16 protein-coding genes are annotated in these 25532 nt (G+C 45.2%); 11 read left to right on the plus strand and 5 right to left on the minus strand.

Going from position 1 to position 25532, the window contains the following annotated elements; translation table 11 throughout:
• Window positions 1-316: 316 nt before the first annotated feature.
• The 10 genes from AC1DP6_RS15125 to AC1DP6_RS15170 all read left to right on the plus strand — a co-directional run bounded on the left by AC1DP6_RS15125 (window position 317) and on the right by AC1DP6_RS15170 (window position 17482).
• On the plus strand, window positions 317-3538 hold the full coding sequence (locus tag AC1DP6_RS15125; RefSeq protein ID WP_477055566.1) for a SusC/RagA family TonB-linked outer membrane protein: 3222 nt from the start codon (window positions 317-319) through the stop codon (window positions 3536-3538).
• A 20-nt stretch (window positions 3539-3558) separates the two neighbouring features.
• The gene (locus AC1DP6_RS15130) at window positions 3559-5055 is read left to right on the plus strand and encodes a SusD/RagB family nutrient-binding outer membrane lipoprotein (RefSeq protein ID WP_477055567.1); all 1497 of its coding nucleotides are present in this window, start codon (window positions 3559-3561) and stop codon (window positions 5053-5055) included.
• Between the two features lie 28 nt (window positions 5056-5083).
• Window positions 5084-7414: an arylsulfatase gene (locus AC1DP6_RS15135; protein WP_477055568.1), complete on the plus strand. Its 2331-nt coding sequence runs from the start codon at window positions 5084-5086 to the stop codon at window positions 7412-7414.
• Between the two features lie 2 nt (window positions 7415-7416).
• A complete protein-coding gene (locus AC1DP6_RS15140; protein ID WP_477021598.1) occupies window positions 7417-7545 on the plus strand; it encodes a hypothetical protein in 129 nt (42 codons plus the stop codon).
• Between the two features lie 19 nt (window positions 7546-7564).
• The gene (locus AC1DP6_RS15145) at window positions 7565-8662 is read left to right on the plus strand and encodes a sterol desaturase family protein (RefSeq protein WP_477055569.1); all 1098 of its coding nucleotides are present in this window, start codon (window positions 7565-7567) and stop codon (window positions 8660-8662) included.
• Window positions 8663-8811: 149 nt separating this feature from the next.
• Window positions 8812-9426: an RNA polymerase sigma factor gene (locus tag AC1DP6_RS15150; protein ID WP_477055570.1), complete on the plus strand. Its 615-nt coding sequence runs from the start codon at window positions 8812-8814 to the stop codon at window positions 9424-9426.
• A gap of 161 nt (window positions 9427-9587) precedes the next feature.
• Window positions 9588-10757 carry a FecR family protein gene (locus AC1DP6_RS15155; RefSeq protein WP_477055571.1) on the plus strand — a complete coding sequence of 390 codons (1170 nt, stop codon included), beginning with the start codon at window positions 9588-9590 and terminating at the stop codon, window positions 10755-10757.
• A 238-nt stretch (window positions 10758-10995) separates the two neighbouring features.
• Window positions 10996-14322: a SusC/RagA family TonB-linked outer membrane protein gene (locus AC1DP6_RS15160; protein ID WP_477055572.1), complete on the plus strand. Its 3327-nt coding sequence runs from the start codon at window positions 10996-10998 to the stop codon at window positions 14320-14322.
• 39 nt (window positions 14323-14361) lie between these two features.
• Window positions 14362-15939 carry a RagB/SusD family nutrient uptake outer membrane protein gene (locus tag AC1DP6_RS15165; RefSeq protein ID WP_477055573.1) on the plus strand — a complete coding sequence of 526 codons (1578 nt, stop codon included), beginning with the start codon at window positions 14362-14364 and terminating at the stop codon, window positions 15937-15939.
• A 31-nt stretch (window positions 15940-15970) separates the two neighbouring features.
• Window positions 15971-17482 carry a redoxin domain-containing protein gene (locus AC1DP6_RS15170; RefSeq protein ID WP_477055574.1) on the plus strand — a complete coding sequence of 504 codons (1512 nt, stop codon included), beginning with the start codon at window positions 15971-15973 and terminating at the stop codon, window positions 17480-17482.
• A 150-nt stretch (window positions 17483-17632) separates the two neighbouring features.
• Here AC1DP6_RS15170 and AC1DP6_RS15175 read toward each other — a convergent pair whose 3' ends face one another.
• Complete coding sequence (locus AC1DP6_RS15175; RefSeq protein WP_477055575.1) at window positions 17633-19237, minus strand: NAD(P)/FAD-dependent oxidoreductase; 1605 nt, start codon at window positions 19235-19237, stop codon at window positions 17633-17635.
• A gap of 366 nt (window positions 19238-19603) precedes the next feature.
• On the minus strand, window positions 19604-20452 hold the full coding sequence (locus tag AC1DP6_RS15180) for a hypothetical protein (RefSeq protein ID WP_477055576.1): 849 nt from the start codon (window positions 20450-20452) through the stop codon (window positions 19604-19606).
• Window positions 20453-20859: 407 nt separating this feature from the next.
• Here AC1DP6_RS15180 and AC1DP6_RS15185 point away from each other — a divergent pair, with 407 nt between their 5' ends.
• Window positions 20860-21981 (plus strand): Fic family protein, encoded by a 1122-nt coding sequence (locus AC1DP6_RS15185; protein WP_477055577.1) that lies wholly within the window; start codon window positions 20860-20862, stop codon window positions 21979-21981.
• A gap of 55 nt (window positions 21982-22036) precedes the next feature.
• Here the strand turns inward: AC1DP6_RS15185 and AC1DP6_RS15190 are convergent, their stop codons facing one another.
• From AC1DP6_RS15190 to AC1DP6_RS15200, 3 genes are all read right to left on the minus strand, one after another.
• The gene (locus AC1DP6_RS15190) at window positions 22037-22441 is read right to left on the minus strand and encodes an SMI1/KNR4 family protein (RefSeq protein WP_477055578.1); all 405 of its coding nucleotides are present in this window, start codon (window positions 22439-22441) and stop codon (window positions 22037-22039) included.
• Window positions 22442-22450: 9 nt separating this feature from the next.
• Window positions 22451-24184, minus strand: coding sequence for an alpha-L-arabinofuranosidase (locus tag AC1DP6_RS15195; RefSeq protein WP_477055579.1), 1734 nt, complete (start codon window positions 24182-24184; stop codon window positions 22451-22453).
• Between the two features lie 75 nt (window positions 24185-24259).
• Entirely contained in the window at window positions 24260-25516 is a 1257-nt protein-coding gene (locus AC1DP6_RS15200) for a glycan-binding surface protein (protein WP_477055580.1), read from the minus strand.
• Window positions 25517-25532 lie beyond the last annotated feature (16 nt).

Genomic DNA, 25532 nt, shown 5'->3' on the forward strand with positions numbered 1-25532 from the left:
CCACCAAACGCCGGTACCTCCGGCAAAAAGTCTTTGTCCCACCATACAAAGCAAAGCTGAACGATTCTTTATTGAAGTTGCTTTAATCAAGCAACCGGGAGTTACTATTAAATATTTTCAACCATGAATCAGCTATTGCACAACAATAGACGCAGTAAAAAAGTGAACGCCGGCAAAACAATATCTGTTTGCTGTTGCTGCTGTTGTTGTTGTTAGGCCTTTCCTAATCATCCCAAAATGAATGCATCTGCATGGCGCGTAATACGGCCATCAGGATACTTATTGCCCTGTCTGTCCAACATCTAATTTAATTTGTATGTCCAAAAATTTACGATCCGCAGTCTGGTATGCTGCGCTATTATTCTTCGGCAGCCATGTGTTTGCGCAGGCGCCTGTGTTATTAAAAGGAAAAGTAATTGATAGTAAAACACAGGAAGCGCTGCCCGGCGCCTCCGTACGTGTTAAAAATGGAAAATCAGGGACACAAACAGATGCTACCGGAGCGTATCAGCTAAGTCTGACAACGTTACCAGGTACCATCATCGTCACTTTTGTAGGATATCAACCCCAGGAAGTAGTCATCACAAAGAATGATCTTAATAATGTAATAAAGCTGGAGCAACAGCAGGCTTTATCAGAAGTGGTGGTAACAGCTGTAGGTATAAAAAGCGCCACCAGGTCACTCGGCTACAGCGTAGGCGAAATAAAAGGCGCCGCATTGAAAGACAGCCGCGAACCTAACATTGTATCTGCCCTTAGCGGCAAGGTGCCTGGTGTGCAGATCAATAATTCCGGTGGTTCTCCCGGAGGATCATCTACCATAAAAATCAGGGGGAATAGTTCCTTACTGGGAAGTAATGCACCACTATTTATTTTAGACGGTGTTCCTATTGATAATTCTATACAGGACATACTTCCCATCTCCAACAGTGTTTCCCTGGCCACACCTTCCAATCGCGGGATTGATATTAACCCTGGCGATATTGCCAGTGTAACGGTGCTGAAAGGCCCCGCTGCAGCTGCTTTGTATGGCATCAGGGCCTCCAATGGTGCGGTAGTGATCAACACTAAAAGAGGAACTGCTCTTACAGATAAAACATTTGGTGTGAGCTATAGCGGCTCCTTTACCGTTGATAAAATTAATCGCCGTGTACAACCGCGACAAACCAGTTTCTCCAACGGTATTGGCGGACAATATGTGAAACCTGGCACCACAGGATCTGATGAAAACTGGGGCGCATTACTGGATACATTGACCTACAGTTCACTGCCCAGCAACTTTGATAAAAATGGAACGATTGTAGGAAAGAGTGATCCCAGCTCCAATGGCATTCCGGTAAACAGGTATAATAATATTGATAACTTTTTCGTCAACGGCTATACGAATGATCAGCATATCAGCTTCTATGGCAATACCGGGAATGCAGGATATTATTTCTCCTATGGAAATCTGAAACAGACAGGTATCATTCCTACAACTGATTTTTTCAGGCATACCTTTCGTTTCAATGGTGACTACACGGTGAATGACCGGCTGAAAGTATCCGGTGGACTCAACTACATCAAGGATGGCGCAGACAACCGCGCACTGATGGGTGGATTTAATACGAACGTTGTTCGTGCATTAATTAACTCACCGGCAAATTTTGATATTACAAACGGCTACTCCAGACCCTGGGAACATCCGGAGTCATATAAGCTGCCGCCCACCAGTGCCAAGCCCTGGGGCGACAGCCGTTCCTATGCAAATGGCATCGGATGGGACAATCCATACTGGTCGCTCAACATGAACCCGCAGTCGGATGAACTCAACCGCTTTATCACTTTTGCAGAAGCAAGTCTGGATATCACCAGTTGGTTAAAGGCCACCGCCCGCTATGGTATTGACTATTATACCGATGTAAGAAAAGGCGCTTTTAGTCGTGGTACCTCCGGTGTGGCAACAGGTACCATCAACGATGTGAATTATACCCGGAGAGATAATAACCTGGACGTATTGCTGGTGGCTGACCGGCGAGTGAACAGAGATCTGAACCTGACAGTGGTGGCAGGTTACAATTATTATAATTCCTGGAAGAACCAGGTAAATACCCGCGGTGATGGCCTGACCATCCCCGGCAATTTTAATATCTCCAATGCTTCTTCTACCCAAACATTTAATCAAACTATCCGCAAGAAGCTGGTGGCAGGATATGCGGATGTAAAACTGGATTTCAAGAAGTGGTTATACCTGGAACTGACCGGCAGAAATGAATGGACCTCTACACTGGCAAAAGGTAAGAATGCTTTCTTTTATCCTTCTGCCAGCACCAGTTTCATCTTTACGGATGTGCTGCACTGGAATAACAGCATCCTGAATTTTGGTAAGATCCGCGCTACTTACGCACAGGTAGGAAACGATGCCGATCCTTATTCTCTTGAAACCTACTATGTGCCTACTACCAGTGCCGGCTGGATACAGAGTGCGATCAGCTTTCCTTTTAGTGGAAAGCAGGGGCTCAGTTATAGCTCCACCATCGGTAATCCTGATCTGAAACCAGAACGTATCAGTACCTGGGAAGTTGGACTGGACCTGCATTTCTTCCACGATAAAACACAACTGGAGGCCGTGTATTATAATAACAGCAGTAAAGATCAGATCATTCCGGTTACGCTGCCATACTCTACCGGTGCCGCCTATACGCTTATTAACGCCGGAAATATTGTTAACAGAGGTATAGAAGCAAGTTTGCAACAACGTATTGTTAGCGGCAGAAAATTTTCCTGGACCGCCACCGCGTTGTTTAACAAGAATACCAGCCGGGTGAATTATATCACGGATAATATTTCCAGTGTTAGTTTGGGAGGTATCTGGATGGAAGCACGTGGTCAGGCCGGGCAGCCGTATGGCGTATTTTACGGTACCGATGTGAAACGTAATGCCGCCGGTAAGCCCATCATCAATGACGATCCGTCCAGCGCTAACTATGGCTATCCATTAGTGAATAGTGCGTTTACAAAAATAGGAGACCCCAATCCTGATTTTAATGTGGGCTTGCGGAATGAACTCAGATATGGCGCTTTTACTTTTTCCTTTTTACTGGATGGCCGCTTTGGATTTGACATCTTCAATGCGCCGCGTTTACAGATGGTATTTAACGGTGTAGATGAGTCCACGGTAGCAAGAGGCAGCAAAACTGTTTTTGACGGTGTTACCGCATCGAAAGGAGCACCTAACACGATTGAAGCAGTGTTGTCCCAGGCATGGTACAGAAACACTTTCAATATACAGGGACTTTACGTAGAACATGATCTCTACTGGATCAAACTGAAAGATGTAAACCTGACTTATGCGTTACCGCAGCAAATATTAAAGCCTGCGCATATATCTGCTGCCAGCGTTACGCTGACAGCGAGAAACTTCCTGCTGTCTACCAATTACACCGGCAGTGATCCGGATCTGGGTAGCCGGAATGGTTTGTCGAATGCCGCCGGTATTGATTTCTGGACAACACCCAGCACACAAAGTTATGGCGTGGCATTGAATGTATCTTTTTAACCAACTAAGTAATTCTGAACATGAAAATATATCATCAACACATCGGCCTTTTATTCATTGCAGTGAGTATGCTATTAATACCGGCATCCTGCTCACTGGAAGGAACCAATGTTAACCCCAATGCCTCTACGCAGGTATCTGTGAGTGCCGTACTAACCGGGGCAGAAGTGGCGCTGGGATTTAACCTGGGCGTGAATGCCGGGCTTATTGCCAACATCTATATACAACAGGCTTCCGGCGCCAATGGTGATGCGGCCTCCTTTGATAATTACGCTTCCTCTATTCAATATTTTGATCAGACATGGAGAGGGTTTTATGCGGATGTATTGGATGAACTGAAGATTGTGAAGACGACTGCGGCGCAGCAGAAACTTCCTTATTACAGCGGTATTGCCCGTATACTCAGCACCTACGCTTATGGAACATTAACAGATCTGTTTGGAGATATTCCCTATAGCCAGTCACTCTATGGTAACCATGTTACCAACCCTGTTTATGATAAACAGGAAGATATCTACAAAGCATTGCAGGGACAGCTGGACTCCGCTATCCTGGAGCTTTCTGTTCCTGTCACAGACAACCAGGGCGCGTTACCCGCCACGGATGATGTGATATATGGTGGCAATGTGGAACGCTGGAAATCGTTGGCGTATACGCTGAAAGCAAGATATGCGATACATCTTACTAAAATAAATTCCGTAGAGGCGGCGCAGCAGGTGTTGAAGGCATTATATGACGGTACACGATACAGAGGCATAGCAGATAATTCTTCTGATGCCCTCGTCGTATTTGGCGCTTCTACTACGAACGCGAATCCTTTTTATCAGCAAAATTCCAACAGGCCGGGATGGATAGGACTGGGAGCATCTTTCGTAAATCTGTTAAATGGTAATGAAGTAACGGATGCTGCTACCAAGCCGGAAGGGCTACTGGTAGATCCAAGACGGGCTTATTTCGCTACGCCTTATCCCACCGGCAGCAGTACCTACAGAGGCAGTGCGCCGGGAGTGCCAGGCGCCTTTTCGGTGATCGGCTCTTTTTATGGTACCGCCACTTCACCTGTTATCATCAGCAGTTTCCCGGAAGCAAAATTCCTGGAAGCAGAAGCCAGGTGGCGTATCAGTCCTGCGGATCCATTGGTGAAAACTTCCCTGGAAGCGGCGATACGTTCTTCGTTTCAGCGGGTGATCAGCAACCCCGCCGATCCATATGCTACAGCAGATAAACAAACGGCCTATATAACGGCGAAGACTACACTGAGTGGCGTTGCCAGCAGTGATTTGAATACGATTGTCACTCAAAAATATATCGCGTTATTTCTGCAGCCGGAGGCATGGTCAGATTATCGTCGTACGGGTTATCCGGCGTTGCCGCTGGCCAAGAACGGTACCAGCGTAGCCAATCCCAACGGGCAGATACCACGGCGAATCCCTTATCCGCAGAACGAACAATCACTGAATAAAAATACGCCGGCAGGATCAGGATATCAAACACCTGCACTTTGGTGGGACAAATAATCTATCAGCCAACTTAACTAATTAACAAATGAAATTTTCATCACCTTCCGGACCTTTTATTTCATTGGTCCTGCTGAGCATCACCGCAGGTGCCAATGCGCAGCATAGCCCACAACAGCGTTATGCCGGCAAGATAGGGCCCACACTTTCGCAAACGGTTATTAGTCCTGCTCCATTTAACCCGGTGGCGCCTGCAGGCGCGCCTAATATTATCTACATTATGCTGGATGATGTAGGTTGGGGCGCCAGCAGTGCATTTGGTGGACTGGTATCCACACCGGTTTTCGACAGTCTTGCTAATAATGGCTTACGATATACCAACTTTCATACTACTGCCATCTGTTCACCTACACGTGCTTCGTTGTTAACAGGCCGTAATCACCATTCGGTGAATGTGCCTACGGTAATAGATGCAGCAGTGAATCTGCCAGGGCATAATGGCTATATGCCATTTGAAAAAGGAACCGTGGCGGAAATATTAAGAGAAGATGGTTATAATACGTACGCCGTAGGGAAATGGCATGTTACACCCAGCCCGGACCTTACGCCGGCAGGGCCTTTTAACCGATGGCCTACCGGACGTGGATTTGATGCTTTCTTTGGATTTATGGGTGGGGAAACAGATCAGTATACGCCGGCACTCTGGGAAAATACCGTAAAAGTAGAACCCGACCTGCAGGGAAAGCATCTGACCACGGTATTGGTGGATAAAGCCATTTCCTATATCGCAGGGCAGCATTCTGCCGCACCTGATAAGCCCTTCTTCCTCTATTTTACGCCTGGCGCCACGCATGGTCCGCACCAGGTAGATAAGTCGTGGGTAAACCAATATAAAGGAAAATTTGATGCCGGCTGGGATGCTTACCGGGAGCAGGTATTAGCGCGTCAGAAAAAGCTGGGACTGGTACCTGCCAATGCAACGCTGCCACCACGAAATCCGGGTGTGAAGCCATGGGAATCGCTTTCTCCTACAGAAAAGAAAGTGTTTGCCCGCTTCTTTGAAGTGTATGCGGGATTCTTGTCGCACACCGACTATGAAGTTGGGCGATTAATTAATTATTTACGTGATACTAAACAGCTGGATAATACACTGATTGTGCTCATTATCGGCGACAACGGCGCCAGCAAAGAAGGCGGTCTCAGTGGTCATGTGCATGGCATTAATGAATATATTGACGGTAGTTTATTTACAGAAAGTTACGAGAGCAGAATAAAAGATATCGACAGTTTGTACGATAAAATCGGCAGTGCAGATTCCGGTCCTAATTATCCCGTAGGCTGGGCGCAGGCAGCCAACACACCTTTCCGCTATCTGAAGCAGGATGCCAACAGCGAAGGGGGGACGCGTAACCCACTCATTATTTTTTATCCGAAGCTGATTAAGAAAGGTGGTATCCGTACGCAGTATTCACATGTGAACAGCGTTACTCCTACGGTGCTGGAGCTGGCAGGATTAAGTATTCCCAAAGTCATTAACGGTTATCCACAGGATACACTGGAAGGTATAAGTCTCGCTTATACCGTTAACAACGCCGCTGCTCCAGGCAGACATCATGTACAGTATTATGAAATATCCGGTGGCCGTTCTGTTTATAAAGATGGCTGGAAGGCCGCTGTGAGTCATAGTCGCGGCACTCCTTTCTCTGGCGATAAATGGGAGTTGTACAATCTTGGTGAAGATTTTAATGAGCAACATGACCTGGCTGCCAGCAATCCGGCAAAATTAAAAGAGTTGCAGGATCTTTTTGATGCAGAGGCATGGAAGTATAAAGTGTATCCATTGTTGGGAGATACTTCCCGTGTTACGCCGGCCATTCTTACCAGGGGGCCACTGGATGGACGTGCACGCGCCATCCTGTATCCCGGGCTAACACAGGTGCCTTCACGTTCTGCACCATTTCTTTCTGAACAGTCATTTGAAATTAAAGCAGATGTGGAACTGAATGATGCTAAAAATGAAGGCGTGTTGTTAAGTATTGGCGGCCGTTTTTCCGGGTTCACTTTTTTTGTGCAAAATGGAAAACTGAAAGCAGTACATAACATAAACGGTAAGCTGACAGATCTTACTTCCGGCAAAGATCTTCCCAGCGGTAAAGTGATCCTGCGGTATGCGCTGACTTACTCGCCGGCGCAGCGGTTGACAGATCCGGCAGGTACAGAAGCCTTGTATATCAATGAAGAAAAAGTAGCGGAACGGGCTATCACAAAGGCTGATGCTACCATCACTCCTTATGATGAAGGCCTGGATGTAGGCAGGGATCAGGGTTCTGCGGTATCACCGTTGTATAAGTCGCCCTACAATTTCACCGGTAAGCTTAATCATATAGAAATTATACATCCTTCATCTTTAAAACCTTAATTATGACAATCACAGATGTAGCTATACTGACAAAAAAAATTGCCATTGGGATATTTATATTCCTGGTGCCGTTGGTCATCATTTCGGGTACCATCTGGTTACTGCATTTTTTACTTAATCAACCTCATTAATCACGAAAAAATACATCTTATGACAACAACAGCAAAAACACCAACACAGGTGATTCTGAAGGATTCCCTGATTAGTCTGCTGCTCTATGTATTGCCCATATCGCTGATGTTTGGGTGGTTTTATATCAGTGGCAGCAAGCCATGGGCTGCAGGCACAACGGAACATCTTTCTTTCCGGGCTCCTGCATTTCTTGAAGCAGTATTTAATAACCTCAAAACCTGGGGGCTGCCGGCCATTATGCTGGTGGTGGGTATCGTAGAATTTTCTGTAGGGTTGTATGAAAACAGGTGGACTAAGAATGAACGTATCCTGGATATAGTGTGCTTCATTTTGCCGAGGATTGTGTTGCGTCCTATGATTGCTTATTTTGGATTGCAACTGTTGCCACTGGTACTGCCCAGTGCAAGAGATGCATTTGTGTGGGTGCCGTTCTGGTGGGCTTTTGCGATCATGGCGGTAGCCGATGATCTCACCCAGTACTGGTATCATCGCTTGCATCATCAGTTGCCGCTGTTGTGGAGATTTCATCGTACACATCACTCCGCACCATATATGGGTATGGCGATGACGAGCAGACAGAATATTATTTACACCATGTTTTTTTCGCAGATATACCTGACTGTTACGTTGACTTATTTCGGATTAGGCTATGCCGCCCTTTTTGTAGGCGGTATTAAATCACTGATTACAACAGCGGCTCATTCCAGCATCAAATGGGACAAGCCATTTTATACGATCCGTTGGCTGAATCCCGTTGCCTGGGTGATGGAGCGCCTTATATCCACGCCGGCTACGCATCATGCGCACCATGCAGATACGACTGATGATGGCATCGGAAATTACAAAGGCAATTTTGGAAATATGTTTTTTATCTGGGACCTGATTTTTGGAACCGGCATTATTACGCGTCAATATCCAGCCGCATATGGATTGAAGCATTATAAGGAAGAAGAATGGTATGCGCAATTGTTGTGGCCTATTTTTAAATCGAAGAAAGAGGGGAGTGAGTTGGCTAAGAATGGACCGGAAGTAGGAGATGAGATTCCGGTGGCTGCAGAAGTACCTGTGGCGTTGCCGCAGGTAGGCGTAGTGGCGCAACATGCTGCGGCGGTGTAATGTGTGGAAGGCCGGCGACTGGTCATCATGAATCATCACTATTAAAAGGTTACCCTCGCGGGTAACCTTTTCTGTTTTTGTTAACCGGTTGTTATTTCTGTTTCCTCATTTTTTAAAAAAAAGAAATCAGAGAATGATTAAATTGCCCTTTGTCACAAATACAGGGGATATTGCGCGGTGTCAACTTTCATATAGAAAAAGATTTATTGATCAGGATATCGGAGGGAGATGAGGATGCTTTTCGGGAGCTTTTTTATGGTGTACTTCCGTGGCTGACTCCTTTTGTAGGGAGTATGGTGAAAGCGGAGGAAGGTACCCAGGAGATTGTGCAGGAAACATTTATCCGGATCTGGCTGAGCCGTGATAAGCTGCCTGCGCTGCATGAACCCAAAGCATGGATCATCCGGGTGGCCACTAATGAGTGCTTTACATACTTTCATAAACAGGCTTCCAGGCGTAAAATCAATCACCTGTTCGATGGTATGGCTGTGGTGGATGCTAATGTGGGCGAAGACAGACTACAGGTGCAGGAAACGCAATTGCTGATACAGCGTGCAGTAAATACGCTGCCACCCCAGCGAAAAAAAATCTACCAGATGAGCCGCGAGCAGGGGATGAAAACACAAGAAATAGCGGAGCAGCTACAGTGTTCACACAGCTATGTTAAAAATACCCTTACCGCTGCACTCAGTCATATCCGCGAGTATCTTACCGCCGCGGGAAAAATAATTCCTCTTCTGATTTTATTTTCTTTAAACCGCTGAGTATAAGTGTATTAAGGTGTTGTTTGAGATTATTTTGAAAAAAATAATTACCCCCATGAGTACCAAATTCCTTTTTTGCATTCTTTATCTTATTACGCTGTGTGATTTAATCGCAATGGCGTGTCGCCTGTAATTTTTTACTACACGTTTTTGAAAATTCTATGGAACAAAGAATTGCATATTTATTACAGAAATGCAGCAACAATGATTTGACAGCAGTGGAGGAAGCCGAGTTGAGCGCATTTTTTCTGGATGAAAACAACAGGGAGCTGTTTAACCGGAAGGCGGCAGATCTGGTAGCAGCAATGCCTTCAGGCCAGGAAATAGATAATGCTGTGTGGGAGCCTTTGTTGTTAAATGTGTTGCAGGCAGATAAGGTATTTGATCAGGAAGTAGCCACCGGAAAACTGCGTTACCGGAGATGGTGGGCGTATGCAGCAGCTGCTGTGTTGACGGGTGTTTTAGCGGGATTGGGATTCTGGTGGATAAATGAACCGAAGCAGGCATCGATGCCACTTGTGAGCAATATCGGACCGGGCACTAACAAGGCTATCCTGCAACTATCGAATGGTAGCAGGATTGCGCTTACGGATATGCAGAATGGTGTGGTCGGGAAGCAGGGTGCAGTGCAGGTGGTGAAGCTGGATAGCGGCTTTGTGGCTTATCAGCCGGAGAAAGCCAATAACAGTGGTGCGGAGGAGTATAACACGCTTACAACGCCACGTGGCGGACAGTTTAAAGTAATGCTGCCGGATGGTACGCTGGTGTGGCTCAATGCAGCCAGCTCTTTAAAATATCCTGCTGCCTTTACTGGAAACAAGCGCGTAGTGGAGCTTACCGGGGAAGCTTATTTTGAAGTAGCTGTTAACGCTGGTCAGCCATTTTACATAAAGTCAAAAGGGCAAGAGGTAATGGTACTGGGTACCAGTTTTAATATCAATGCCTACGATGATGAGCCAGTGGCTACCACTACGTTGCTGACTGGTAAGGTAAAAGTAAGCGGAGCATCGTTTTCGGGCATGATGCAGCCCGGTGAACAAATGCAACAGAAAGGCAGCAACAACTGGCAGCTGATAAAGGGAATTGATACGGATAATGTGATTGCATGGAAAAAGGGACTCTTTTCGTTTAACCGGGCAGACGTGACCACCGTGATGCGGCAACTGGCCCGATGGTATGATGTGACAGTAGTATTTGAAACCAATAACAGACAACAGGCATTTGTGGGAGAAATACCGCGTAATGTAAGTCTGGAGAAGGCATTAGAGATTCTTAAATTTAGTGATATACACTATATCGTAACAGGAAGAACCATTAAAATCATTGATTAATCAACCAACTATTATTTATTATCAACCAAAAACCAACCAGCCAGTAATGAAAAAAAATACGTCATGAAACAGAAAACAGAAGTGCTTGCAACACTTCTGTTATTAATCCGGGTTTACCGATAACCATCCGACTAAAGACAGCTTTATCAATTCACCCAAACATTACAAATGTATGCAATTAAGTAATTGCTATAGGCATTTCTTTGCCCGTTCCCTTCTTAAAAAAGCGATGCTCATTATGAGATTGAATTTTTTCCTGATCGTTGGTTTTTGTCTGCATGTAAGTGCTAAAGGGGTATCTCAGGAGATTACATTGTCATTGAAAGAGAGTACACTGGAAAAAGTATTGACAGGTATTAAAAAACAGAGCACTTATCATTTTTTTTACAACGCACAGCTACTACAGGCAGCGACACCTGTGAGCGTTGAATTGCATCATGCTTCGCTAAAGCAGGCATTAGAGAAAAGTATGGAAGGCCAGCCGTTTTCCTGGCATATCGATGAAGACAATAAAATGGTGATCATCGGCAGAAAAGTGATGCCTGGTACCGTTGTCATCGAACAACAGCCTTCCGGCCTTATTATGGGTACGGTAGTGGATGAGTCCGGGCAGGCAGTGCCTGGCGCCACGGTATCCCTCCGGCCTTTCAGTAAAGGAACTGTTACCAACGAAAAAGGCGTATTCACTTTTAAAGGCCTGGCCCCCGGTGACTACCTGCTAACGGTGACCTATGTAGGATACAAGCCGGTGGAGAAAAGTATCAAGGTGACGGATGGTACAATACAGATTACCATATCGCTGAAATCAGCGGTGGTGGATCTGGATGCATCTGTTGTAATAGGCTATGGCACCACTACCAAACGAAATAAAACCGAAGCGATAGCTTCTGTTAATTCCAAACAGCTAACGGAAGATCATTCCAGTATATCGGTTTCCGATATGTTGGTGGGCAGGTTGCCTGGTTTATATGTGCTGAAGTCAGGAGGTGCTCCAGGCGCTGGTTCAGCCATGTATATCCGTGGACTGAGCACCTTTAATAATACTGCTCCGTTGATAGTGATAGATGGTATTCCAGACAGAAGTCTGGATGATCTGAACTACAATGATATCGATGCAGTATCGGTATTAAAGGATGCTTCCGCCATATCGGTATATGGCGCCCGTGCGGCCAATGGCGTAATATTGGTTACTACCAAAAGAGGTGCTGTGGGCAAGGCCAGTATCACCTTCAGCGCTAACATGATTAATCAGCGGCCTACACAATACTATAAACAACTGGACGCCTATCAGTATGCTACACTGTATAACGAATCACTGCAGAATGAAAATCTTTACGAGCCCGGGCAGGGAATGGGTTTCAGCCCGGAGCAGGTACAGAAATATAAAGACGGTTCCGACCCGGATCACTATCCCAATACGGATTGGGTGAAAGAAGTACTGGCTACCTCTATCTGGCAAAGTACCTACAACCTGGCAGCTTCCGGTGGTAATGAAAATATACGTTACTACCTTTCCGGGGGCTACGCAAAGAATGATGGCTTGTTTCCGGTTGAAAATTATGGCCGGTATAACCTGCGTAGCAATATGGAGGCAAAGATTACACGAGATCTGAAAGTGACGATGAACCTCAACGGCTCATTCAGCAAGCGGAATGCAGAAGCGGTATATGGTTCGGAGTACGTGGTCGAAAATGTGTATAACACGCCACCTATACGTGTAAACCGTTTCAGCAATGGTACGTATGCCAATGTACCGGAACAGCGTGGAAATGCTTACCAGCAGTCCAAGGGAGAATCCGGCTACAATCGTTTGAACTCCAATATTTTTAATTCGGTGGTAACATTGCAGTACGATCTGCCATGGATCAAAGGGTTGTCTTTAAAAGGAAATGGTTCCTACGATAAATTTTATTCTTTCAGCAAGAGATTTGCAACGCCATACGATATATATAGCCTTGATGCGGCGGGCAATTTTAGTAAAGCATCTCCTTATCCCACCGCACCCTATCTGAAGGAGGCATTCAGTCAGCGGCAGAGTATCACGCTGGAAGGCGGTGCGCAATACGATGGATCGTTTGGCAAAAACAATGTTTCCGGCATGTTGCTCTACACACAAACCAATGCTAGCGGCGATGATTTTAATACGCAACGTGATGGGTTTATATCTTCCACTTTGTCTGAATTAAGCTTGGGTGATCCTACCAGAGTGAGTAACACTGGTACCGGTACCCAAAATGCCCGGAGAGGGTTGGTAGGCCGTTTCTCATATAACTATGCAGAGCGGTACTTATTCCAGTTTAATTTCCGGTATGATGGATCTGATATTTTTCCACCGGATCACCGGTATGGTTTCTTCCCATCGGTATCTGCCGGCTGGGTAATTTCAGAAGAGCCATTTATGAAAGATATCACCCGCGATCTTGATTTCCTGAAGATAAGGGGTTCCTGGGGGCAGCTGGGTAATGATCGTGTGTCGCCCTACCAGTTTCTGACTACCTATGCTTTAGGTAGTACCGCAGGATATTCACTGGGAGGCGCTTCTCCAGCATTTTACCAGACATTATCTCCCAACGTATTACCTAACCCTGTATTTACCTGGGAACGGGCTGTGATTTCCAATGTAGGGATAGAAGCACATGTAAGAAATGACCTGTTTACTGTGGAAGCAGATTATTTCTATAAACGTACCAAGGATATTCTGGCACCACCTTCTCAGCAGGTGCCGGATGTGATTGGTATTGGATTACCGGATATTAACAACGGCGTTGTGGATACCAGGGGATTCGAAATTGCATTGAGCCATACCAATCATTTGGGCAAGTTCACTTATTTTATTTCGCCTAACATCACGTGCACGCATAATAAAATTGTGAATTATCCTGAGTCCCGGAGTATTCCTGACTGGCAGAAATTAAGTGGTAAATCTATTGGTTTCTTCTATAGTACCGTAGGTTTCAAATACCTTGGTTATGAGTCGGATGGTTTGTACCAGCGTGCGGAGGAAGTTGCCAAAGGGCCCACTCCGCTGTATCCCAATACAGCGCCTGGAGATATCCGTTACAAAGATGTGGATGGCGATGGTGTGATCACGGCTAAAGACCGGGTACCGGTAGGTGCCAATTTCTTCCCGCAGATCCAGTACGGTATCCGCGTTGGCGCCAGTTACAATGGCCTGGAATTGAATGTGCTGTTCCAGGGGGCTGGTAACGTAAAGGGGTATAGCTATTCGTACATGCCCGCTTCCTCCCAGCAACTGGACCGTTGGAGACCTACACATACCGATGCTGCTTATCCCCGTTTATGGTATGATAATCAGAATAATACAGAAGCTTCTGATTACTGGATCGTTAACACGGCATATATCCGTGTGAAAAATATCGAACTGGGTTATAGTCTTCCTGCTTCGGTATTACGTCGCGTGGGTGCTAAAAGTCTTCGTTTAACGGTGAGCGCCAACAATCTCTTCACTTTCACACACTTCAAATTATTCGATCCGGAAAGCGCCGGTCAGGTACGTGATCCGCTGATGAAATCATTTGCAGCCGGTGCAACGCTGCAATTTTGATCTGTGCATAGAATTATTTGAACCACATAATGTTCTCCAATGAAAAGATTAATCAGCTATATATCACTTACGTTGGCATTGGGCATCCTGTCCTGCAACAAAGAGGCACTGAATAAAGGCCCTCTGAATCTTTATAGTGATAATAACATATGGAAAGACAGTGCTTTGATCAGTCGTGCCGTATTACAGGCTTATAGTGGTATTCACAGCATCTATGATGATGCCGGTAACTGGATGCCCTGTGACATCACGGATGAAGCTAAAAGTGCCCGTGCATTCCTGGATTGTAACAAGATCAATGCCGGGCAATATTCACCTTCTTCCAAAATTTATGAAGACTTGTGGATAAACGCCTATACTAATATCCGGGCATGTAATACGGTGTTGTCGCACCTCGATGAAATGCCCCTCAGCAACAGTGGAAAACAACAGATAAAAGGAGAGATGCTGTTTATTCGGGCACTCACCTACCTGGATATTTATTTTACCTTCGGTCGCTTTCCGATTGTCGATAAAGTATTAACGCTGGAGGATGATTTGTCAATACCACGTGGCTCCGTTGATGACTGCGTAGCATTTATGGTGAATGATCTGAATACCGCCGCCACACTATTACCAGAAAGTTATCCCGCTGCGGCCACAGGCAGGGCCACCCGCTTTGCCGCACTGGGCATGAAATGCAGGTTGTTGCTCAATCAAAAAGATTATAGCGGGGCTTCAGGAGTGGCTAAAGAAATCATAGATAAAGGACCTTTTAGTTTATTCCCCGATTATGGAGGGATGTTTTATCCGGAGAATGATGATAACGAAGAAGTGATCTTTAACAAAGAGTATGCAGGTGATCAGAGTGGACAGGTACATGTGCTCGACCAGTATGATAACTCTTCTTATTTTACCGGCTTTGGCAGTGTGGTAGAATGTCCTACCCAAAATCTGGTAGATCAGTACCTGATGACAGATGGTAAGTCCTGGAATCAATCTGATTTATTTGATCCGGCACATCCCTATAACAGTCGGGATCCGCGCTTTCACGCCAGCATCATGTATGATGGTACGAACTGGATGAATACCAACATGGATATGAAACTGGGTTCCGCTATTAATCCGTCTACCTTTGCTACCACCCACACAGGTTATATGCTGCGTAAATTTCTGAATCCGGCTTATGCTTTCTATGGTAATAATACCAATTACCAGAATTGTATTATGCTGCGTTTAGGGGAGATTTACCTGAACTATGCAGAATGCCAGTTGAAATTGAGTAATCCGGAAGAAGCCCGCACCTACATCAACCTGTTACGTAAAAGAGTGAACATGCCGGATATTGCTGCAGGGCAATTAACCTGGGATGCGTATGTACAGGAACGCACCGTAGAGCTGGCCTTTGAAGGACAGCGCTGGAACGATATCAGAAGATGGGCTACCGGTGCTACGATGATTGGTGCCAACATCACCGCAATAAAAATTGGCGAAACAAATGGTGTTAGAACCTATGTTACTGCACCGCTGGAGAAACGCTATTTCGATCCGAAAATGTATTATTTCCCTATTCCGCAATCCATTTTACAGCGGTATCCGGCCGGAAAAGTACTGGAACAAAATCCTGGATGGAATTAATATCATACTATAATTATCCAAAACCAACTATATGAAAATCACGTTTAATCAACTAAGTAAATACCTGCTGGCAGGCGGGGCGCTGCTGGTGCTGCCGGTGTGTTTGGCGGCACAGTCGACAAAGAATAAAGATAGCCTGCGTACAGTCATTAATGCACATCCTGATAATATCGAGGCACATGAGGCTTATCTGCAAGGCAGTTATAAAGACAGTGCCGCGGTTGTAAAACAATACCAGGTATGGATACAGAAATATCCAAAAGTAGCGGCGGTGGCTTACGGGTATGGTAAGTTTTATACGAACCTGGAAAGCCCGGCGGCAAAGCCTTTCCTGCTGAAAGCAGTAGCGCTGGATCCGAAACTGGCGGTGGCCTGGGCGGAGTTAGCCATAGATGCAGAACGTTGGGGCGACTTTAAAAAATCAAATGAATACCTGGCCAAAGCTGTAGCCGCGGAACCCGATAATGCGGATTATCTCTCTTCCTATGCCTACTCTTTTGAAAGCAGTGATCCTGAAAAATATGTAGAGACGAGTAATGAGCTGGTAAAGAAGTTCCCTGAAAGTCAGCGCAGCGCACAGTCGTTATACTGGCTGGCATTCCGTACTGCTGACAGGCAACAAAAACTGGCTATCTACGAACGGCTACGCAAAGATTTTCCGGCAACAAAATTCAGCTGGTCGGGTTATGCCATGTCCGAATACTTTGATGTTTTACTGGCAGATAACCCCGATGCTGCGTTGCTACTGGCCGCAGATCAGGCAAAGCTGCCGGGACTGGAAGCCGAAACCAAAGCCGACTATGAAAAAGATGTACAACTGGCCACACAGTTTGTACAGATACAAAAACTGCTGGACGAAAATAAAGCGGCAGATGCCTCCACGATACTTGCCGCTGTAAAAGTAAAAAAATGGGGTAAACAACCGGAATTACTGGCGTTGCTGAGAGCTAAGGTAGCTGCACAGAGCGGCAATGCACAACAGGCATATGATACGTTGTTAAAGTATTATGTGAAAACGCCAGCCAGATCACTAAAGGAAGCACTGATGGCTTATGGTGAAAAAGCAGGTAAGCCGGAAGCTACTGTGTATACAGATATTCGGCAAAAGCTGACCAGCGCAGCAAAGGACGCCTCGTTTAACTTCGATGCTTATCTGACCCCTGGCAAAGTGACCATGAACGATTACAAAGGAAAAGTAGTATTGCTTACTTTCTGGTTCCCGGGCTGTGGACCTTGCCGGGGCGAATTTCCTCACTTTGAAAGCGTGTTGAAAAATTTTAAAGAAAAACCAGTTTCTTATGTGGGGGTAAATGTTGTAGCGGAACAGGATGCATATGTAATCCCGTTTATAAAAACCAGTGGATATAGCTTTACACCTTTGAAAGATGTGGAAGCAAACCGCCACAATCTCCCGGTAAACGGCGCGCCTACCAATTACCTGATAGATCAGAACGGCCATATCATTTTCAGCAATTTCATGATCCAGAATCATGACGCTGAATTAATGTTACAGGATATGATTCAGTTGTTACTGGGGGCGTAAGGCTTTTTGCTTTCCGCATTAAGCTTTCCGCTTGTAAAACATACATTTACCCGCTTATCATTTAACGAGCAGCGGTAAGTTGATTTTTTATTTGGAAATTTTGTTTTGAAGTCCGTCTTTCAAAACAAAATTTCCAAATGAATTAATGGGTTATTTTTTTTCCTCATGATATTCCTGCTCTGTGTTGATAGACCAGATATTGGATTTGGTAACAATACCATTTGAGATATTGTCTACCGCAACCATGGCCGTGAGCATAGAGTGATCGGAGTTGTTATATTTGTGCATGCCGTTGCGGCCTACGAGGAACAGGTTTTCGAAAGAATCAATATAAGTTTTCAGTTCCTCAAAACGTTCGTAGGTACCCCAGTATGCCGGGTATGTTTTTTCCATTCTGAGTACGGTGGCGTCCAGTACATCTGACTGTTGCGCCAGGCCTATTTTGCAGAGTTCTGTGATGGCCGTTTGCCGGATTTCTTCATCGGACAGTTCCCAGAAATCATCTCCTTTATTACAGAAGTATTCCATGCCTACCCAGGTGGTATCCGGGTCTTTCACCATATAGGGGCTCCAGTTATTAAAGAGCTGGAGGCGTCCTACTTTCACATCTTTTTCCTGTATATAGATCCAGGTATCTTTCAGTTCCAGTGGTTTATACTGGCCTGTTTTTTTATCTTCGAAGCTGAGATTTTTTAGTAAGATACCGATGGTGATGAAGTCACGATAATGCAGTCCTGCCGCAATTTCTCTGACATTGGCGGGTACATCGGTTTCCATGTCGGCTACCAGTTCTTTGATGGGCATGGTAGAAAAGAAATAATCACCTTCCAATGTGACCACTTCGCCGGTTGTGCGGTCTAATACATCAATGGCAGTGATCTGGTTGCCGGATGAGTGAATTTTTTTCACGTCGTGCTGCATGAGTACTGTGCCGCCTTTGTTGATGACCTGGTGAGCTACTTCTTCCCAAAGCTGACCCGGGCCATGTTTGGGATAGAGGAATTGTTCAATCAGGCTGGTTTCAACATTTTTTTGTTTGAGGTCTTTGGGTTTGCCGGCGGCTACGGCTGATTTTACGGCATGTGAAATCGCTTTGCCGATGGAAATACCTTTGATTCGTTGTGCGCCCCATTCTGCAGAAATGGAGCTACAGGAAATGCCCCATACTTTTTCGGTATAGTCTTTAAAGAAGAGGTGATACAGGGTTTTACCGAAACGGTTAATCATAAAATCTTCCAGGGATTTTTCATTTTTTCTTGGAAAAATCTGTGCCCACAGGTAAGAGAACATGATGCTGATAGTAGTGGTAAATCCCAGTTTACGCAGGGTGTCAATGGATAACTGGATGGGATAGGTAAAGAATCTTTTGAGGAAATAAATACGCGAGAGGCGTTGTCTCACCAGCATAATCAGGTCCGGGTTAGGGGCTATCAGGGTGTCGGTGTTGTTACTGTTGTTGCGGGGAGCTTTTACTTCTCTGGTTTTTGACTGGTAGCTGATAGAAAATATTTCCGCGGCTTCTTTATCCAGCGGCATCATGTTCATCCACCAGTCCATTACGCGATCGGATTTGGAGAAGAACCGATGTCCTCCAATATCGATGCGGTTACCTTTGTAGTTGACTGTTTTGGAAATGCCGCCGATGTCGGTACTTTTTTCCAGCACTACAGGTAGGATACTGGTGCGCTGTAGTAATTCATAGGCAGCAGTCAGCCCGGCAGGGCCAGCGCCAATGATGATAGCTTTCTTTTGCATGAGCGAATGAGGTTGTTGAATAAATGATTTCTGAGGAGAGCATGTTGTGGTTACCTAATTGTCTGAGATGAAGTGTTGGAGTGGCATCCCACGCGCATAAAGATGGTGGAACCTGTTAAACGTTGGCATAGCAAAATGGTTTTATGCAGGTATTTCCGATGAAGGACTTACCTGTTTTGAGGGTGTATATATTTTTTTGGGTTAGCAGCAGATCATGATGGCTGCTCGCACTATACAAGTATAGGAGTTGTTACTGAAATGCGATAGCAGCAATGGTGGTTTAGCTTTTAGCCATTAGCTTTTAGCTTTTAGTAAATGCAGCGAAGATCAATATATGTTGGTCTTCGCTGCATTTACTAAAAGCTATTAAAATTTCCATTTGTAAAAATAGATGGGTGCATTTTTACCTTCGCTGATGGTCACGTAGCCGTCATTAGCTGGTGTAATGGTGACGCCTTCCCCCTGCTTTTCTGCAACATAGGGCAGTTCTTTGGCAGGTTTTGCCATGGCTTCTTCCACACTTTCATTGCTGTTGCGATGCCAGTAATAAATGGTGCTTAAAGTTTTGATAACTATATGGTGGCCATCTTTCGAAATATCTCCGGAAGTAACCCAGGAATAAGGCAGTTTGATGAGTTTTTCCAGCACAACTTTATCGCCGTCTTTGAAGAAAAGTTGTGTTGTTTTATACAGACTCACTTCTTTTTCTCTTTTGCTGACGATATAAATTTGTTTACTAATAGGATCAATCATCAGCGACTCCGCATCACGCGCGCCATTAGGGAATTTGAGCGTCAGCACATCGGGCGTGATGGTTTCGTATGCTGCAGGTAATTTTTCCGGCTCAGGGAAACGGTAAATGCGGATATGTTTCCGGACGCCACTATTATCGCCAATATCGCCTACATATACATATGACTTGCCTTTGACCGGTCCAATGCCTTCCGCAATATCTTCCCAATCGCGGTTACTGACACCATCCAGTTTAATGGTAGAGATGAGTGCCCCTTTGTTGTTGAGCAGGTATACTTCCGGTTTATTGCCGCTGTCGTTATGGGTCCAGTAGCAGCCTTTTAAAGGTACGCTGGAAGCAATACCGGAGGCTTCCCTGATTTTATCAGTGGCGAGGTGGCCGAGTATCTCCGGAGAGGCTGTTTGAGCCAGGGAGGTAGCGGAAATAAACATGTAGAGAATGCAAAGGGTTAGTAAGCGCATACGTTAAATTACAGAAAACTGCCGGAATGAAGTTTTTTTCAGATATTTTTTGTTGTACATTTTTTGTGATAACTGAACATGGCATCTGGGCAAAGGGCAACTAGCTTGTTTTGATTTTTGAAAGAAATGATAGCGTTATATGATACCTACTATGAGGTGTTGCATTTGGGTTTGATTCTTTATTGTATTAGACTTTTAGGCATCCGGGAAAAAACAATGGGTTGGTGCAGTGAAACGGAAATGGTTCATTTTTTTAGAAATAGCTTTAATTATTTGATAATTAGTGTTATAGATAGTAGTATTATTAAAATGCGGTGAATAATTCAGCTATTCGCCGCATGTTTTGCGGTGAATAAGGCTCAAGTTGCGGTGAAAAAACGGTATATTCACCGCAAAAGATGCGGTGAATGAGTAGCTATATACATCAATTAGAGCGATGGCCTGACTTTAAATGGAACCAGGAAAAACTGATGGAGTTATTGGCAGATGTGCGCCATCGTCAGGGACGGTTACTTGGTTATATGGAGGGACTTGGATTCGACTTACAAACGGAGGCTTCGCTTGAAACACTTACACTCGATGTGCTAAAATCCAGTGAGATTGAGGGGGAGCTACTTAATACAGATCAGGTACGATCATCTATTGCTAAACATCTTGGAATAGACACTCCTGGATTAATTCCCGCTGATAGAGATGTGGAAGGAATTGTAGAAATGATGTTGGATGCTACGCAACACTATGAAAAGGCGCTTACAGAAAAAAGGCTTTTCAACTGGCATACATCACTTTTCCCTGCAGACCAAAGTGGAATACGTAAAATTGCTAGCGGAACATGGCGGAATAATCCTAAAAACGCCCCTATGCAAGTAGTATCGGGTCATATAGGTCGAGAAAAGGTACACTACCAGGCACCTGACGCCGATGTACTTTCAAAGGAAATGAAAGCATTTGTTAAGTGGTTTAATACATCAGATAATACGGATACAGTCATTAGAGCCGCGATCGCTCATTTATGGTTTGTTACGATACATCCTTTCGATGATGGCAATGGACGTATAGCAAGAGCGATTACTGATATGGAACTTGCCCGTTCTGATAAGAGTAGCCTACGTTTTTATAGTATGTCGGCACAGATACGGAAAGAGAGAAATGCCTATTATAATATTTTAGAAAAGACACAAAAAGGCAACCTGGACATTACGGGCTGGCTGGAATGGTTCCTTAATTGTTTGGGTAGAGCATTAGTGGCCAGCGATGAAACGTTGTCTATTGTAATGGGAAAGGCAAAATTCTGGGATCAATATAAAAGCCATTCATTTAATGAGCGGCAAAAAATGATGCTCAATAAATTATTAGATGGATTCACCGGAAAACTAACGAATGCTAAATGGGCAAAGATAGCTAAATGCTCATCAGATACAGCACTCAGGGACATAAATGATTTATTGCAAAACGAGGTGTTGGTTAAAGAACCGGCTGGAGGAAGAAGCACCAGTTATGTGTTAAGAGACACTGATTTGCCGGTGTGATATAGGTGTGCAGTTGTTCCTGTACTACTATCTCACACCAGTAAATCGTGCAATATCAGTACAACAATTGAGAATCTTTATTAATCAGCAGTATCCCCTCTTTAAACGACAACGCTATGGGATGTTGCTGATCTGTATCTTTGAATATGCCGGTTTTGTTTTTCAGGAAGCCGATAGTATAACCGTTTATCGCAGTGTCAGAGAAGCCGATGAAATTCTTGTTTCCATTTTTGCGGTAGGATGCCAATATCCTGTGAATAGGCCATATAGAGTACATGCTGCCAGGTACGGCCATATCCGCAAATCCATCCACTTGTAGATATAACTCCATAAAATCTCCGGGAAATCTAAAGCCTAATGCATTTTCTGTCTCCATGATCATTTCTATCAACGCACCTTTGTTCAGTTTAATGCTTTCTATTTTCCATTGTTGAATAATGCTCTCTGTCCAACTTTTCATAAACGACGGTTATTTTTTATCAATCACAACATATACTACCGACATAGGAGGCAAAGCTACTTTAATACCTCCCTGCGTGCCAGCCGCATTGGCTTTTACGGCATCATAATTTTGAGGACCACCAGCAGTACCGGCAGGCCCGTTGTCGTTTACCAATACCTTGCGGCCAAATCCGCTAACACCTTCACCGCCGGAGAGCGTGTACCAGTAGTATCTGCTGCCTGCATTGAAGTTTTTAAATTTCAGCTGTACATTCTTTTGGAGGTTGCCTTTATTCACCAGCACAGCAGATATTTCTCCGGAACTGAAGGTAGAAGCATAAGATATGACACTGGTATCTGTAGACGTAGCATTGATGGCTCTGTCGCCCAATGTCTTCTGAAGGAAATACAGGTAATAGAATGCAGGTCTTGGTTCCCAGCGTTGTTCGCCCGAAGCGGCGGCGCCATCACTAAAAAGACCGTGATCATTTCCATTATCCCAGGCATTAGCAAGATCCCAGCGACTGGCCATCCCGAATTTATTTTTCATCAGTTCCTCCAATACCAGCACTGCATGTATACCGGCTACCTGTGATACCATTTGTTTGGATCCGGTAGCGAAAATATTCCATTCTGTTAGTGCAATAGGTCTTTGTGTTACGCCGGCGGCCTGTACGGAAGTATTTACATGATTGTAAATTATTTTAGTGACTGTGCTGGCGGTGGCCAGAATTTCCGAAGGCGTGGAGTTGGTATTAAAGGGAGTATAATAGCTGTGTACAATATAGAAGTCGGCCGCATTGCCGGACTGCTGCAATACGCCACTGTTCCAGCTTTTGTCGGTAGCCGTAGCCCATGACGCTGGTTCCTGTTCCAGGAGTTGTACGCCAATGAAAATGGTTTTACCAATTTCAGTAGCTGCTTTGCGCAGGGAGTCGATAAATACTTTTGCGTGGCGACCATACAGATCGCCCGTGATCAGCAGTGGTTGTCCGTCTTTGTTTTGCGATAGATCAATACGATAGCCTGCCTGCCAGGTACCGTTGCTTTCGTTGCCTATTTCCCAATACCTGGTGCGGCCATTATCGTAACGTACCCAATCAGCAGCAAGATGTGCAGCAGCAGCTACAGGGTTGTTGCTGTTGCCATACCGGGCATATCCATAGTTCAGTGTAATGATGCCTTCGTTGTTGGTTTGTTGCAGCATCCGGTAGTAGTTGTCCAGCGACAGTGTCCAGCCATCGTTATTGCGGCCATACCAATAGCCAGCATTCGTCATCGTGCCATTCATGTCAGGAATGTTGACAGGAGCATCCGTTGGCGGATTACCCGGTGTACCATTCCAGAAATATACACTACTCAGATTGCCACCGGGAAAACGGATAATGCCGGGATGCAATTTGGTGATGTGTCCTATTAACGTAGGTTCCGTCACCATCTGCGTCATATATAAATTACTATTGTTGCCAAATAGTGCAGGCGAAATTTTCGTAATAATCGTAGAGGCGTCTACAGTCACAGTAGTATTCACATCCGCAGGAGCAGCCGTTTCGGTAAATGGGGGCGCAGTAAACTTTTTTGCGATCCATCCATCTTTAAAAAAGCCTTCTGTGGCGGCGGTGGCGGGGTCTGGTGGTGTGACTACCGTAACAGCGGTGTCGGGTTTATTGCCCTCGCCTGTTGGGGTGGAAGACTTTTTACCACATGCGCCCAGGGCGAAGAGCAACAGGCATATCCGTACCATATCATTTGCTTTTTTCATCTGATCAGATTGTTCGGTCGTTGAAATACCGGGCATCACATGATGGACGCCCGGCTGAATTGACCTACTTGAGAATTATTTTATTTTAACGATTCTGAAATTATCATAGGCTGTATTGTATACTTCTACGCCTGCAGCTTCAGTAATGATACGATAGCCGAATGTTACTTTCGCATCGGCTTTCAGGAGGTCGCCCATAACAGCAGCGTTGGCGCCGGTACCTTCAATGCCATCGGCAGTGAGCTTAAAGTCTGATAGTTTAACAGTAACGGTCTGCCATTTGTTATTGGTATCGAACGATTTGTTGGTAGCCGTTAACCAGGGCTGATAGCGGAAGCAATATTTATCATTGAAGCGAAGCACGTTGATGCCTGCGGTCCATGGTTCTTTGGTATTGATTTCAAATTTCAGCGCGTACTGCGATGCTTCTTTTGTCAGTACATCTGCGGAAAACATGGCTACATCATTGAAGTTACCGGAGCGATTACCATTCCACCATCCGCCGTCATTAGCGCCTACACCTCCGAAGATATTCTGAAGATATGCGCCCCTGGTGCCGGGAAAAAGAGTGGCATCGCTGGTTCTGTTGGCTCCCCACCAGGCCCAGTTGAATACAGGTGTTTCACCGGTTTCTCCATCGTTGGTTAAATTGCTGATCACATCACCGCTGGCATGATCATTCAGCGGTCCGTCAGACATCGCCTTGCCGTATTTGGCTTGTATCACCAGCCGGCCGGTATCGGAGCCAAGGTTGGGCATGATAAGTCCTACTCTTGTGCCGCTGGCATCGGCTACAAACGAAGTGATTTCTCTACCCCCCGGAAGTATGATCTTATCTATCAGGAACAGGCTGGAGCCATATATGATCAGTGAATCACCGGTCAACGCATTTTCATTGGAGATAGATGCAATAGCCGGTGGGGGTATATCTAACACAAAAGAGTAGGCGACTTCACCATGCGTAGTGGTAACTTTTATCTGGTTAGGTACTTTCGGATCGGTGGCCTCTGTGGGAGCATTGCCCGGAATACTGAGGATGATGTGTGTATTGGTATTATAGGTAGGATTTGCGTAGGCACTCATGCCGTTGAAAGTGATGCTGACTACGCCACCCAGGTTTTGACCGGTGATCAGGATGAGGGTGCCTGGTAATGCTTTGGTAAAAGCACTGTCCTGCAGGGCAGAATCCAGCAGTGTTACTTTGGTGATCACCGGGGGACCGGACAGTTCATTGTTTTTAGAACAGGAAATGAGCAGGCATAATATTACTGCCAGCATTCCTGTAATTAGTCCGCCGTGTTTTTTATATGAGTTAAGATGATAGTTCGTCATACGTGTACTTTTTGAA

The sequence above is a fragment of the Chitinophaga sp. 01L420 genome, from assembly GCF_056399985.1.